Source organism: Serratia sp. root2 (genome assembly GCF_031931805.1).
Lineage (GTDB): Bacteria > Pseudomonadota > Gammaproteobacteria > Enterobacterales > Enterobacteriaceae > Serratia > Serratia inhibens.
Map to the genome: position 1 here is coordinate 695,067 of NZ_JAUJXB010000001.1, position 13,677 is coordinate 708,743.

The 13,677-nt window shown below is 55.3% G+C and carries 11 protein-coding genes; 7 read left to right on the plus strand and 4 right to left on the minus strand.

All coding sequences use genetic code 11. The annotated features are described in order from the left end of the window. Window positions 1-9: 9 nt before the first annotated feature. Window positions 10-825 carry a uroporphyrinogen-III C-methyltransferase gene (gene cobA, locus QZQ97_RS03245; protein ID WP_311992233.1) on the plus strand — a complete coding sequence of 272 codons (816 nt, stop codon included), beginning with the start codon at window positions 10-12 and terminating at the stop codon, window positions 823-825. A gap of 4 nt (window positions 826-829) precedes the next feature. Here the strand turns inward: cobA and QZQ97_RS03250 are convergent, their stop codons facing one another. Then, the gene (locus tag QZQ97_RS03250; protein WP_311992234.1) at window positions 830-1,396 is read right to left on the minus strand and encodes a YbhB/YbcL family Raf kinase inhibitor-like protein; all 567 of its coding nucleotides are present in this window, start codon (window positions 1,394-1,396) and stop codon (window positions 830-832) included. A 168-nt stretch (window positions 1,397-1,564) separates the two neighbouring features. Beyond that, the gene (locus QZQ97_RS03255) at window positions 1,565-2,218 is read right to left on the minus strand and encodes a prepilin peptidase (RefSeq protein ID WP_311992235.1); all 654 of its coding nucleotides are present in this window, start codon (window positions 2,216-2,218) and stop codon (window positions 1,565-1,567) included. Between the two features lie 531 nt (window positions 2,219-2,749). On the opposite strand from QZQ97_RS03255, the gene QZQ97_RS03260 reads away from it, so the two are divergent. Beyond that, window positions 2,750-4,264, plus strand: coding sequence for a YchO/YchP family invasin (locus QZQ97_RS03260; RefSeq protein ID WP_311992236.1), 1,515 nt, complete (start codon window positions 2,750-2,752; stop codon window positions 4,262-4,264). Here the strand turns inward: QZQ97_RS03260 and narL are convergent. Then, on the minus strand, window positions 4,261-4,911 hold the full coding sequence (gene narL / locus QZQ97_RS03265) for a two-component system response regulator NarL (RefSeq protein WP_006321500.1): 651 nt from the start codon (window positions 4,909-4,911) through the stop codon (window positions 4,261-4,263). The two genes, QZQ97_RS03260 and narL, sit on opposite strands and share 4 nt — an antisense overlap. Before the next feature lie 11 nt (window positions 4,912-4,922). Further along, the gene (gene narX, locus QZQ97_RS03270; RefSeq protein WP_311992237.1) at window positions 4,923-6,707 is read right to left on the minus strand and encodes a nitrate/nitrite two-component system sensor histidine kinase NarX; all 1,785 of its coding nucleotides are present in this window, start codon (window positions 6,705-6,707) and stop codon (window positions 4,923-4,925) included. 363 nt (window positions 6,708-7,070) lie between these two features. Between narX and QZQ97_RS03275 the strand changes: the two genes are divergently transcribed. From QZQ97_RS03275 to QZQ97_RS03295, 5 genes are all read left to right on the plus strand, one after another. Further along, window positions 7,071-8,465, plus strand: coding sequence for a NarK family nitrate/nitrite MFS transporter (locus QZQ97_RS03275; protein ID WP_311992238.1), 1,395 nt, complete (start codon window positions 7,071-7,073; stop codon window positions 8,463-8,465). A gap of 753 nt (window positions 8,466-9,218) precedes the next feature. Further along, a complete protein-coding gene (locus QZQ97_RS03280) occupies window positions 9,219-10,118 on the plus strand; it encodes a transcriptional regulator (protein WP_311992239.1) in 900 nt (299 codons plus the stop codon). A gap of 183 nt (window positions 10,119-10,301) precedes the next feature. Then, window positions 10,302-11,258, plus strand: coding sequence for an NAD-dependent epimerase/dehydratase family protein (locus tag QZQ97_RS03285; RefSeq protein WP_311992240.1), 957 nt, complete (start codon window positions 10,302-10,304; stop codon window positions 11,256-11,258). Between the two features lie 167 nt (window positions 11,259-11,425). Next, the gene (gene wecA, locus QZQ97_RS03290) at window positions 11,426-12,475 is read left to right on the plus strand and encodes a UDP-N-acetylglucosamine--undecaprenyl-phosphate N-acetylglucosaminephosphotransferase (protein ID WP_311992241.1); all 1,050 of its coding nucleotides are present in this window, start codon (window positions 11,426-11,428) and stop codon (window positions 12,473-12,475) included. A gap of 46 nt (window positions 12,476-12,521) precedes the next feature. Beyond that, complete coding sequence (locus QZQ97_RS03295; protein WP_311992242.1) at window positions 12,522-13,655, plus strand: polysaccharide export protein; 1,134 nt, start codon at window positions 12,522-12,524, stop codon at window positions 13,653-13,655. Window positions 13,656-13,677 lie beyond the last annotated feature (22 nt).

The following is a 13,677-nucleotide window of genomic DNA, read 5'->3' on the forward strand; positions in this document are numbered from 1 at the left end:
GGTGATGCAATGAAGGCACTTGAAATGCTGATGTTGGCCGGCGATTGTCGCCAGCCGGTGCGCCGGGGTGAAGTGTGGTTGGTCGGTGCCGGACCGGGGGATGCCGAGCTGCTGACGTTGAAGGCGCTGCGGGTGATCCGGCAGGCGGACGTGGTGGTGTTCGATCGTCTGGTTTCCCCGGCGGTGATGGCGTTGCTGCCTGCGGAGGCGCTGCGTATCGACGTGGGTAAATCTCTGCGCTGTCATACCCTGGCGCAATCGGAGATCGAACAACTGCTGGTTGAGCTGGCGCAGGCCGGTAATCGGGTAGTGCGGCTGAAGGGTGGTGACCCTTTTATTTTTGGTCGCGGCGGCGAAGAGATGGCCTGGTTGCAACGTCATGGCGTAGCCTGCCATGTGGTGCCGGGCATTACCGCCGCCAGCGGTTGTGCGGCGGCGAGCGGCATTCCGTTAACCCACAGGGATTATGCGCAGTCGGTGCGTTTTTTCACCGGCCATAGCCGGAGCGGCGATGTGGATCTGGACTGGCCGGGATTGGTCAGTTCGGGGCAGACGCTGGTGTTTTATATGGGGTTGGCCTTGAGTGAAACCATCGCCGCGCAGTTGCTGCGCCATGGCATGTCGGCGGGAATGCCATTGGCGATCATTGAACGCGGCACCCAGCCGCAGCAGCGGGTATTGATTGGCACTCTGGGTGAACTGCCGGCGATAATAGCCCGGCAGCGGCCGGTTTCACCCAGCCTGCTGGTGATTGGCGAGGTGGTCAGCCTGTACCGCGCTCAGGCGCTCACCGCCGAGACCCCGGCGGAGGCTGCCACCGCCTGAGCGGCTATTGGCCGAAGCGGCCGATAATCCCCGCGCCGCCCTTGGCGTGGCCTTGCAGTTTTTCCAAGAGTTGTTCGCGCGTCAACCCTGGGCCAAATGCATGGGGAGGGAGATCGGTAGCAATCAGCACGAAGGTATAGTGGTGCAACCCTGAGCCTGCCGGTGGGCAAGGGCCGTGATAGACCCCGGTACCCGGCGAGTTTTTACCTCCGACAAAGCCTTTGCCCAGGGTGAGATCCCCTTCGGCAAAGCCGCTGGCCGATACGGGAATGCCGTAGGCCACCAAATGGCTGACGCCAAGGCCGCTGCGTCCCTCGGGATCGGACAGCAGCAGGGCGAAACTCTGGGTGCCTGTCGGTGGGTTGCTCCAGTTCAGCGGCGGCGAAACGTTATCGCCAGTGCAACTGGCGTTGCCCGGCGTCGCGCCGGCATATTTCTGCGCCAGCATCCCGCCGTCCTGAAACGCCGGCGAGGTGAGGGTAAAGGTGCCGGCGGCCTGCGCTGCGAATGACAGTGACCCCGTCAATAATGCCGCGCCGAGCGCGAGTGCGAATAAACCACGATCGATCATACAACCTCCTGTGTTGATTTTGGCTCAGCCAAAGGATAGTGGTGCAGACGGGGACTCGCCATAACAGTCGTACCGACAGCGGGCTATAACAGCGGCAAAATGGCCTTGGGCCCACCCGCCGCCAGAGTGAAATAAGGTGAAACCAAGCGTTATGCCCCGTTGACGGAGCTATTCGCCGCCAGCCGCCGATAACAGCAACGGCCAGGCGGCAGCCGCCAGGTACAGGCCGAACGGCAGCGGGGCTTGCCAACCGGGTTTGCGCATCAGACAGGCAATGGCCGCTGCGCATAATCCCGTCGCTGCCGCCCCGGTGACCAGCATCGGCAGGGCGGGCCAGCCGACCCAGGCACCTAATGCCGCCAACAGTTTAAAATCCCCTTGCCCGATGCCATCCCGTTGATGGCGGTGGCGATAGGCTGCGTTGAGCAGCCACAGCGACAGATAACCGACGACAGCCCCGGATACCGCCTCTGCCGGCGAAGTGAAATAGCCTTGCTGATTAACCAGCAGCCCGGCCCATAGCAGCGGCTGCGTCAGGCGATCCGGCAACAAGCGGTACTGCCGGTCGATAAACGCCAGCGCGAGCAATACCGACGCCACCGGCAATAACATTAAGCGTTGCAGGAGCGGCATACCGAAAGGCAATGCCGCCAACCCGGCGCAGATGGCAGCCCATATCACCCAGCGTGCCTGCTCGGATTGCGGGGTTATCAGGCTTGCCGATACGCAGCGAATCAGCCGCGTAGCGAGGGCTGCCGCCAACAGCAGAGCCGGTATAAACAGGCAGCGATGCCAGAGATCGAATTGTGTGCCATCGAGCATAAAGCGTCCTTGCTGAGCTGAAATTAGCGTTCAAAATAACGGCAAAATGTGGCTGTCAGGGAAAAATGATGCCATCAATGGCCGGTATTGCGAGCCTGGCTGCAAAGTGTTGGTCAACGGCAGGGTGAATCGCAAAAAATTGCGTATTGCTGCGTATAATCAATGTGTTATTGGCTGCATTGATTTCTTGTTGCCGTTTTTTTTGGCAAAATTTCAGGTGAAATAAAGTGAATTCATCCCCTTTGGTGGCCTGGAAACGAGCATTTTTATGTCCGCTGACGCAGGGTCTGCCGGAGATAACGTGGTTGTTACGTTGTCACTTGATAAACTGGGGTTTATCCGATTGTTTCTCATCAGAAATCCATTAGGCTTTAGCTTTCAGGATGCGCTTTGGCGCCGGGCCACCCGAAAGGGGGAATGAATGCCCTGTGCTATAGTTTGCAAAAGTCGAGTTGTCTGCGGTCCGGAGTGGCCGCAGCAAAAAAAGGTTGATGCGCCGTGCCCTTCGGATGTGGGGATGGCGACAGAGTAATGACTGACGTTATACAAAAAACACGTTACAGAGTGAAAAAAGCCGTTCATTTTCTTCCTCGCCTTACCGGCAGTTTACCGTTGGCGTTGCTGGTGTGGCCGTTTGCCTGGCTTTCCGGCACTTTGCCCGCTCAGGCTGAATCCCCTCCGGCACCCGCTTCCGTCGCTCGCTCACCGGGCAATGATTTGCCCGAACTTGGCGGCAACGCCCAGGACGACGCGGCGCGTGAGAAAGAGTGGGCCACCATGGCCAAACAGCTGGGCGAACGTAATTTGAATAACGTTTCCGGCCAGCAGGTGCGCACCCGTGCCGAGAACTATGTGTTGGGCCAGGCAAACGACGTGTTGCAACAGCAAGCGCAGGAACTGTTATCGCCGCTGGGCACCGCCAAACTGTCGCTGGTGATGTCCAACCAGGGGGATTTTGCCGGCAGCAGCGGCCAGTTGTTCAGCCCGCTGTATGACGTAAACGGCTTGCTGACTTATAGCCAACTCAGTCTTCTGCAGCAAAACGACGGTTCGCTGGGCAACCTGGGGATTGGGCAACGCTGGGTCGCCGGGGATTGGCTGCTGGGGTACAACACGGTGCTCGACAGCGATTTTGAACGTCGCCACAATCGCGCCAGCGTGGGTGCGGAAGCCTGGGGCGATTTTCTGCGTTTTTCCGCCAACTATTACTATCCGCTGTCGGCGCTGGCGCAACAAAAAAACGACGCGGTGTTCCTCAGCCGGCCGGCGAGCGGCTATGACGTTACCACCCAAGGGTACCTGCCGTTTTACCGCCAGATTGGCGGTTCGCTCAGCTACGAGCAGTACTGGGGGGATAATGTCGATCTGTTCGGTAGCGGTAAAAAACAAAACGATCCGCGCGCCATGCAGTTTGGGGTGAATTACACGCCGGTGCCGTTGGTGACGGTGAAAGCGCTGCACAAGATGGGCGAAGGCGGGGTGAGCCAGGAGCAGGTTGAGCTGGCGCTGAGTTACCGGCTCGGCGTGCCGTTGGTGAAACAGATATCGCCGGAGTATGTGGCGCAGGCCAAGTCGCTGCGCGGTAGCCGCTATGACAATATCGAACGCAAAAATATACCGGTGCTGGCGTTCCGGCAGCGTAAAACGCTGCAGGTGTTTTTGGCTACGCCGCCCTGGAGCCTGCGCGAAGGGGAAACGCTGCCGCTGGTGCTTGAAATCAAAGCGACCAACAAAATCGCCCGCGTCAGTTGGCAAGGAGATACCCAGGCTCTGAGTCTGACGCCACCGCACAACGGTAACGATCCGCATGGCTGGAGCCTGATTGTGCCGAAGTGGGATGCAGCCCCGGGCGCAAACAATAACTACCGTTTATCGGTCACGCTGGAGGACGATAAGCACCAATTGGTCACTTCCAACTGGATTGACCTGCAGGTGGCGCCGCCGCTGACGCTGGTTTCCGGCGCCGACGAGGGGCTACCGCCGGCGAAAATCTTGCAAACACCGACGATACCGGCGCAGACCGGGCCATTGAGCGGCGGCGATTAACCGTTTTTGCCCTGCAACACCCAGACGGCTGCTTCAACGCGCGATTTCAGCTTCATTTTTTTCAGCAGGTGTTTGACGTGTACCTTGACGGTACTCTCGGTGATGGTCAGCTTGCGGGCGATCATTTTGTTCGGCAGGCCCTGGGCGATCAGTTTCAGAATATCGCGTTCACGCGGCGTCAGTTGCTGGATATCGCGTTCGGCGCTGGGGCGGTTCTCACGCAGGCTGGCGGCCAGGATCGGCGTTAGCGCTTCGCTTAACACCATCTGACCCGCGGCCGCCTGATGCATGGCCTTCAGCAGATCTTCCGGTTCCATGTCTTTCAGCAGGTAGCCGTCGGCGCCGCGTTTCAGCGCGTTGACCACGTCATCTTCGTGATTTGAGACGCTAAACACCACGATGCGGCCGGAGAGCGCGGTCATACGCAGGCGATCCAGCGTCTCCAGGCCGTTGATGCCCGGCATGTTCAGATCGAGCAGGATGAGGTCCGGGTCATGCTCTTCAGCCAGCGAGACGCCCTGTTCGCCATTGCCGGCTTCGGCAATCACCTGCAGGCGTGGATCCATGCCGATCAACTGCTTTACGCCGTTGCGCAGCATCGGATGGTCGTCAATCAGTAAAATGGTGGCGGCGGTTTCGGTCGTCATGGTTTCTCCCATTAATCAATGGCGTGGTTGTCCGGTTTGAATACCACCCGGACTTCAGTGCCGCCGCCGCTGCAAGGTAACATCTCGCAGTGGCCGTGCAGGCTTTTGGCGCGATCGCGCATAATGATCAGGCCGTAGTGATCGGGGCGAGCGGTCTCTTCCGGCAGCCCGCGCCCGTTATCGCAGACGCTCAGGGTAACTTCACCTCGCCGATTGACCACCTGAATGCTCACCCGGCTGGCCTGGGCATGCTTGTGAATGTTGCTTAACGCTTCGCGGGCAATCTGCAACAGGTGAATCGCCTGATAAGAAGGCACCGTGCGCGGCGTCAATTGGTAATCGAGATCAATGGCGACACCGAGCCGTTGGCTAAACTCCTGCACCGTCGACTGCAGCGCTGCCAGCAGCCCCGGCTCGGTCAGCCGCAGGCGGAACGTGGTCAGCAGCTCGCGCAATTGGCGGTAGGCGATGTTCAGCTCTTCGCGCATTTGTTGCACCAGCGCCAGGTTGGCGGGCGAGAGCTCCGCGCCCTGCATTTGCAGGCAACTGGTCTGCATTTTCAGACAGGACAGCGACTGGGCAATGGAGTCATGCAACTCTCGCGCTATCGCCGCGCGTTCTTCCATCAGCATCAACTGTTGCTGATGATCCACCTGACGTTCAATCGCCAACACGCTGGTCAGCTGTTCTACCAGCGTGTTAATCAACTGATGATGATCGTCATTCAGTGGCCGTTGCGGCGGGTGTTGTGCGACGAGCACCCCGTAATCCCCCAATTTGTCACTTAAACTCCAGCTCAGGGAAGGGTGATGGGCGTGTTGTTGACCGTCATCGTTCAGGCAGGCGCTGCAGACCGGGTTGGTGCAATATTCTGGCCGTAGCGGCAGGTTACCGCTCAGTTGCACAAATTGTTCCTGGCTGTTGTTTTCGTACAGGCGTACCTGAATGGCGCGCAGCGGCGTCAGGGTTTGCAACTGATTGAGTATCGGCGTCAGGCGGCTGCACAGCGGCTCATTGCCGTGCAACTGGCGGCTGGCTCGATAGAGAAAGCTCAATACCTGATTTTTTTGTTGCAGGTCGGCGGTCTTTTCCGCCACCCGCTGTTCCAGCCCGTGGTACATGGCGGAAAGCTCATCGGACATCCTGTTTAACGCGCCGCCGAGCGAGGCCATTTCATCCTGATGGCCCCGTTGGGCAAAGCGCCGGCTGAAATCGCCGCGGCCCGCCGACAGCGCCATTGCCACCAATTGCCGCCACGGGTGCAGCAGGCGGTTGCGCAGGTAACAGATGGTGCCGACCAGCAATAAGAGCGTCAGGGCGATAAACCCCGACTGCACCAGCGTCACCATCAACAACCGCCGTTCGGTCTGGCGGTCGATGCCGGAAACCAGCTTATCCAGCAGGGTGACGAAATGCGCAACCTGGGGGGCCGCATCGGCCGGCTGCCGGGCCTGACGCAATTGCGGCATCAGGGTGAGCTGCCAATAATCATGCAGCGTCTGAAATTGTTCCGTCAGCGCTTCCTGTTCCACCGAGCGCTGAAGATCGGGGTTGTCTTGATCCTGATCCAGTTCGCGGACCAAGGCTTCGTTGCGTGCATCCAGCGGAACCTGTGACAGCAGGCGATAACTCTGCATACGCAACGAGCCGGCTTTGTTGATGGCATGCGCGTTGCCCTGAATGCTTTGCGACATCCAGGCAGAGATGCCCATGCCGGCAATACCCAATATGCCCAGCAGTATCATCAGTACGGCGACCTGGTTAACGATGGAAAGTGGAGCCAACAGGCGTTTCATGTAGCTTGGATCCCCGGCGGTAGAGCATGGCAACGGCTGGAAACCCGTGGGCGAAAGCAGGCGGTGCCAGCGAAGGCGGTAACGATTCAGCGTTATTTTTCATCATACTTGCACATAACCCCATACCTCTAACGAAGTACCCATTAGTTTCCGATCGTGGCTGCGGGCAGGCGACAGCGGCAGAGGGATTGCATCAAACGATTGATTTATAGTTATTTTGACTGGTATGGCAGTTTACTCATAAAGGGATGTCGGCACTTTTCCAGCATATGACTACCTGCATCCGGGTTGATTTACATCAACTTTGCTCGGGAGGGGGCCACCTAGGGTGTGCGAAGTTATCACCCTGTCTCTGAGGTTTTTATGTCGCAATCTGCAACGTCACCATCAAAAAAAACAGGTGCGGTTATTCAGAACTGGCAACCTGAGGACGCCGCGTTCTGGCAACAGCGTGGCCAGGCGATCGCCAGCCGCAACCTGTGGATTTCCATTCCTTGCCTGTTATTGGCTTTCTGCGTCTGGATGTTATTCAGCGCGGTCGCGGTCAATCTGAACAAGGTTGGTTTCAATTTCACCACCGACCAGCTTTTTTTGCTCACCGCGCTGCCTTCCGTTTCGGGCGCCATTCTACGCGTGCCGTATTCGTTCGTTATCCCGATGTTCGGCGGCCGCCGCTGGACGGCAATCAGCACCTGTTTCCTGCTGGTGCCCTGCCTGTGGTTGGGGCTGGCGGTTCAGGATACTTCCACTACCTACGGCGTTTTTGTCATTATCTCTCTGCTGTGTGGGTTCGGCGGGGCCAACTTTGCCTCCAGTATGGCCAACATCAGCTTCTTCTTTCCGAAGGCCAGGCAGGGCGGCGCGCTAGGCTTGAATGGCGGGCTGGGCAATCTGGGCGTCAGCGTGATGCAATTGGTGGCTCCGCTGGCGATCTCCATCGCCATGTTCGGCGTATTTGGCAGTACCGGCCAGGCACAGCCGGACGGCAGCCAGTTGTGGCTGGAGAACGCCGCGTGGATCTGGGTGCCTTTCTTGCTGATCGCCACGTTGGCGGCCTGGTTCGGCATGAACGACCTGGCAGCGTCGAAGGCCTCGCTCAGCCAACAGCTGCCGGTGCTCAAGCGTGGCCATCTGTGGGTGCTGAGTCTGTTGTATCTTGCCACCTTCGGATCTTTCATCGGTTTTTCCGCCGGTTTCGCCATGCTGTCGAAGACGCAGTTTCCGGACGTGGTGATCCTGCATTATGCCTTCTTCGGCCCATTCCTCGGCGCCCTGGCGCGGCCGGTAGGCGGTGCGCTTTCCGATCGGTTTGGCGGTATTCGCGTCACGCTGATTAACTTTGTGTTGATGGCGGTGTTTGCCGCGTTGTTGTTCCTGACTTTACCAGGGGCGGGGCATGCGGGCTCATTTATCGCGTTTTACGGCGTCTTTATGCTGTTGTTCCTTACTGCCGGTTTGGGTAGCGGTTCGACCTTCCAGATGATCGCCGTGATCTTCCGTAAAATTACCGTTGAGCGAGTTAAGGCTCGTGGCGGGAGCGATGAAAGCGCACAGCGTGAAGCGGTCACCGATTCCGCAGCCGCTCTGGGCTTTATCTCGGCGATTGGCGCCATCGGTGGTTTCTTTATTCCGAAAGCCTTTGGCACTTCCCTGGCGCTGACCGGTTCGCCGGCGGGCGCGATGAAAATTTTCCTGGTGTTCTACGTGTTATGCGTGGCGATCACCTGGGCCGTGTACGGTCGTAAAAAAACGGCTTGATGCTGTCTGTTCCTCCCCGGCAGGGGAGGGACTGTTTCTTGCTCTCACCACGTAGTCTGTTTTTTCCGCAGTGAAATTTCCCGCCTTTAGGTAATATTCTTATTTGCAGATGCTGAATTTTCCTTTGTTTATAGGTGCATCTCTCAATTCATGTTTGTTTATGAACAATATCCCGTGTTATTACGCTTGCTGCGTTTTTCATTTCCTTGTCGGAATTTTTACAGAAATAAAGCATACCGGCGACATAGCCTGTTATGATGAATGACATAACCCTTCATTATTTGGTGTGGCTTGGAGTCAAATTTAAAATATGTCTTTGTATTTGGTGCTATGTTTCAAGGAATGATTAAATCAGATAACTCTCATTCTGTTTTTGCTGGCTTTTTGTAGGCTATCTGGCAATCGGATTAGGTGGAAAAGCAGGTGATATTTGCCTGCCTGAAGGTGAAATTTCACAATTTCACTTAACCAACAAAGTGATAACATATATTAGTTTTTTGTTTTAAATCAGCTTGTTGGCTGGTTTTTGTTGTCGGTAACCATGATAAGAAACCATGTTACCAACAGGGAAAAAGTGACATTCAGAGAATCGAATTCTCGCTATTCGAGATGATGTAAAAAATGAAATCAGCAAATTTTTATAAAAATAAACATCTACTGAATGCAACCTGTTGAGTTTACATTTAATTTCTTGAACATTTTTTCATATTTCTATACAAAGTGTGCAGGACAGGCACGTTAAGGAAATTAAAAGTGAATCTTGATAAAAGAATAAAGATTAGGAATCTAGATGTTCTGACCCCCTCCAGGGAAAAGTTTCGCCTGCGTTGGAAGGAGTATCAGATACTTTCACTTCTGGTCGCCAGATCCCCTGAACTGGTTAGTCGTACGGAAATTATAGAGAATATATGGAAAGGAACATATTGTTCAGATTCGACGATAAATCAAACAATTAAATCAATTCGTCAAAAGATCGGTGATGTCGAACATACGCTTATCAGAACGATTCCGCGCCTGGGCTATAAGGTGGAAAACAAGGCTGCGTTTCACTTTATATCGGAGGAAGATGAATATGTCTCCGACGAAATATGGAACGTTCCCGGGGATATTAACGAAGAATTTCAAGCGGAAATTTCTGAAAGTGGAAATAAAGATGATGAAATTAACGCGGAGACAATAGATACGCAGACGGAAGAGATTACGGCTTCCGTGCCTTCTACGGCTCCACCGCCGTTGAAAAATACAACAATAAAAAATAAAACGCCTGCATCAGCGGGTTTTTTCTCCGTTCCCGCCGTCAGAGTGGTGAAGTACCTGTCGGTGTTTGTGTCATTGCTGATTATTTCACACTTTTCCTATGTGCTGGGGAACCAAACTCGTCCGCCGATTATCAATGATATACAGAACAATACCCGCGTTGTGCTTACCCTGACGCTGAACAACCCTCTGACTAACAACCCGCAGACCCTGCTTTGCCTGTATCAGGGGGAAAGTCTGGAGCAGGCGACCATCGAGTGTGTCGATCCCAAGCAGGGGCAGTTGAAACATCCGGTGAAATACGAAATTTCAGAGGCCAAGGGTAAAGGTGAGATTAATCTTATCCTTCCGAATAAAACCATGCAATATCAGGTCGCTTACGAAATCAAAAATTAGCCTGCGATGACATTTCATCTTTCCCCATAATTTTACATTCGGCAAATATTGTTATTTCATTATTTGTTATTTGAAAGCATGGGCTGATTTGTCCAGTCTGGTTTCCATGATCTAACGCGTATTAAGCGTCTCGCCCCAAACCTGCGGCGGGTATTAATGGAAAACTTGGCTGAGTGACAAATTATGGATAAGCGTAAAGTAGCTATCATCGGGGGTTCCGGTTTTATCGGAACGCGTTTGGTTAAGCGCCTGAGTGCACGTAACGATCTGACGTTGACGATCGTAGACAAGAAACAGAGCGAACATTTCCCGGAGCTCTATCAGTTTGGCGATGTAACCCAGCCGCAGACTTTGCTGCAGCCACTGGCGGGGTGTGATGCCGTGATTAATCTTGCGGCAGAGCATCAGGACAATGTTGACCCGATCTCGCTGTATTATCAGGTTAATGTAGAGGGTGCCCGTAATGTCTGCATGGCCGCTTCCTCGCTGAATATCAAGCAGATTATTTTTACCTCATCCGTGGCGGTCTATGGCTTCGTGACCCAGGAAACCGGTGAAGAAGGGCGTTTTGAACCCTTTAACCATTACGGTAAATCCAAGCTGGAAGCCGAGTATGTCTACGAAGCCTGGCGCAAGGCCGACGGTGATAATAAATTGACCATTATTCGTCCGACGGTGGTGTTCGGCGAAAATAATCGCGGCAACGTTTATAACCTGTTCCGTCAGATCGCCAGCGGTCGCTTCGTGATGATTGGCAGCGGCAATAATATGAAATCCATGGCTTATGTCGAGAATATTGCGGCGAGGCTGGAGCATGCGCTTGACCAGCAGGCCAGTTATCAGGTCAGCAATTATGTGGATAAGCCGGATTTCACCATGAACCAACTGGTCGACGTTATTTCGTCTTCCTTGGGCAGAGAGAATAAGACTATTCGCATTCCTTATATATTTGGGATCTGCGGTGCGACGGCATTGGATGTGGTGAGTAAAATAAGTCACCGTAAATTCCCAATTAGCCGGGTTAGGGTGCAAAAATTCTGTGCCAGAACGCAATTTAAAAGCAATGTGCAAAATGATTTCGAAGCGCCGGTTGACCTTAATTTGGCAATCGAAAGAACTATTAAACATGAATTTTCCTAGAGATATATTTCTCACACGCTAACGTTTTTTATTTTTCGGATAAATCCGTATTTAACAGGATGAGCGGATGCTGACCTATATCCTGGGGATGTCAATTTTGTTTTTGTTAATAGCGCATTGGGAGCTGTAACTCAAGGGCGGTAGCGTGCTTATTCGCTGGAGGAACAATGTTATATCAACTGAGCATGATATTTATTTTGGCGGTGACGCTGGTGATTATTGCGCGTCGTGCTGCGCTGGCGGTGGGATTAGTGGATAAACCCAATGCCCGCAAGCGTCATCAGGGCCATATACCGCTGGTTGGCGGTATCGCCATTTACCTCACCATTATGCTGGTGACGTTTTGGCAACCGGAATGGTTGCCGCACAGCAATATCTATCTGTTGTGCGTTACGGCGTTAGTGGTGCTGGGCGTGCTTGACGACCGTTTTGATCTGCCTGTGGCGCCGCGCGTCATTGTGCAGGGAGGGATCGCGCTGGCGATGATGCTGGCGGCAGGGATGCAACTTACTTCCTTTGGCTACTTGTGGGGCCATCAAGAGCTGATGCTGGGTTACGTCGCCTTACTGATCACGCCGTTGGCGGTATGGGGAGCGATCAACGCTTATAACATGGTTGACGGTATCGACGGTCAGCTTGGCGCGCTGTCCTGCGTCACCTTTATGGCCCTGGCCATTCTGTTTGGTCTGGCGGGGCACGGTGCGCAAGCGCTGTGGTGCCTGAGCCTGATCGCGGCATTGGCGGCCTATCTGTTGTTCAACCTCAGCATGTTCGGCTCGCGCAACAAGGTTTTCATGGGCGATGCCGGCAGCATGGTGATCGGTTTCAGTGTGCTGTGGCTGCTGATCGTCGCCACCCAAGGCCAGGACGCCGTTATGCGGCCGGTCACCGCGCTGTGGTTGATCGCAATCCCGCTGATGGACATGGTGACGGTGATGGTTCGCCGGTTGCTGCGCCGCCAGAGTCCGTTCAAGGCTGGGCGTGATCATCTGCATCACATCCTGATGCGGCGTGGTCTCAATGCGCGCCAGGCGCTCGGCATGAGCTGCATGCTGGCGGTGACGCTGGCCTGTGTCGGGATCTGCAGCGAAGTTCTGCAATTGCCGGACCAGCGGATGCTGATGGCTTTTGTACTTTGCTTCTTCGGTTATTTTGCCCTGCTGCATGAACCGCGCCAGGCGCCGATCTTTACCGATAACCCTACCGCCGATCGTTAATCCTCCCACGGGCCGCAACGGCGGCCCGTTTTTTCACGGTACTGTCATGAACCTTCACTTACCTCATTTGATGCCGCTGGTGCTGTCCACCGCGTTGCTTAGCGGCTGCACGACGTTTCCGGGGTCGCACCTGCCTACTCATGGGAAAACAAAAGTTACCCAGCAGGATGAAGACTTCGATTTGGATAAGCAGGTCCAGGTGTATCGCGTAACGCCGATGCTGCTGGAAAAAATGCGCCGCGTGGAGCCTGTCGCGCGGCCAAACCCGGCGCTGGATCAACGCCTTCAGAGCTACCAATACCGCATTGGCGTCGGCGACGTGCTGAACGTCACCGTTTGGGACCATCCGGAACTGACCACGCCTGCCGGGCAATACCGCAGCGCCAGCGATACCGGCAACTGGGTACATGCCGACGGGGCGATTTTCTACCCGTATATCGGCCGGGTGCAGGTGGTGGGAAAAACCGTCAGTGAAGTGCGCAATCAGATAGCCAACCGGCTGGCGCACTATGTGGAAAGCCCGCAGGTTGACGTCAGCATCGCCGCTTTCCGTTCGCAGAAAGTGTATGTGACCGGCGAAGTAAAAACGTCGGGGCAACAGGCGGTGACCAATGTGCCGATGACCATTCTCGATGCGATCAACGCCGCCGGCGGCCTGACGGATAACGCCGACTGGCGCAACGTGGTGCTGACTCATCAGGGCAAGGAACAGCCGATCTCCCTGCAGGCGTTGATGCAACGCGGCGATACCGGCCAGAACCAACTGCTGCAGCCGGGCGACATTCTGTATGTGCCGCGTAATGACGAGCTGAAAGTGTTTGTGATGGGTGAGGTCGGTAAACAGGCGACGCTGAAAATGGACCGCAGCGGCATGACGTTGACGGAGGCGTTGGGCAGCTCCGAAGGCATCAGCCAGACGGTGGCCGATGCTACCGGTGTGTTCGTGATCCGCCCGAACGGCGGCAAACAGCCGCAGCGGCTGGCGTCGTTGTACCAATTCGACCTGTCTGATGCCGCCGCACTGGCGATGGGCACGGAATTCCAGCTGGAACCTTACGACGTGGTGTATGTCACCGCAGCGCCGATCGCGCGCTGGAACCGTTTGATAAGCCAGCTGGTGCCGACGATTTCCAGCTTTAACGACCTCAGTGAGGCCACGTTGCGGGTGCGTAACTGGTAACCCCGCAACGCTGAAAAGGAAC

Bases quoted from the DNA above. Each gene is read 5' to 3' on its own strand.
- cobA (WP_311992233.1), top strand. From the start codon at position 10: ATGAAGGCACTTGAAATGCTGATGTTGGCCGGCGATTGTCGCCAGCCG.
- QZQ97_RS03250 (WP_311992234.1), bottom strand. From the start codon at position 1,396: ATGATCGATCGTGGTTTATTCGCACTCGCGCTCGGCGCGGCATTATTG.
- QZQ97_RS03255 (WP_311992235.1), bottom strand. From the start codon at position 2,218: ATGCTCGATGGCACACAATTCGATCTCTGGCATCGCTGCCTGTTTATA.
- QZQ97_RS03260 (WP_311992236.1), top strand. From the start codon at position 2,750: ATGACTGACGTTATACAAAAAACACGTTACAGAGTGAAAAAAGCCGTT.
- narL (WP_006321500.1), bottom strand. From the start codon at position 4,911: ATGACGACCGAAACCGCCGCCACCATTTTACTGATTGACGACCATCCG.
- narX (WP_311992237.1), bottom strand. From the start codon at position 6,707: ATGAAACGCCTGTTGGCTCCACTTTCCATCGTTAACCAGGTCGCCGTA.
- QZQ97_RS03275 (WP_311992238.1), top strand. From the start codon at position 7,071: ATGTCGCAATCTGCAACGTCACCATCAAAAAAAACAGGTGCGGTTATT.
- QZQ97_RS03285 (WP_311992240.1), top strand. From the start codon at position 10,302: ATGGATAAGCGTAAAGTAGCTATCATCGGGGGTTCCGGTTTTATCGGA.
- wecA (WP_311992241.1), top strand. From the start codon at position 11,426: ATGTTATATCAACTGAGCATGATATTTATTTTGGCGGTGACGCTGGTG.
- QZQ97_RS03295 (WP_311992242.1), top strand. From the start codon at position 12,522: ATGAACCTTCACTTACCTCATTTGATGCCGCTGGTGCTGTCCACCGCG.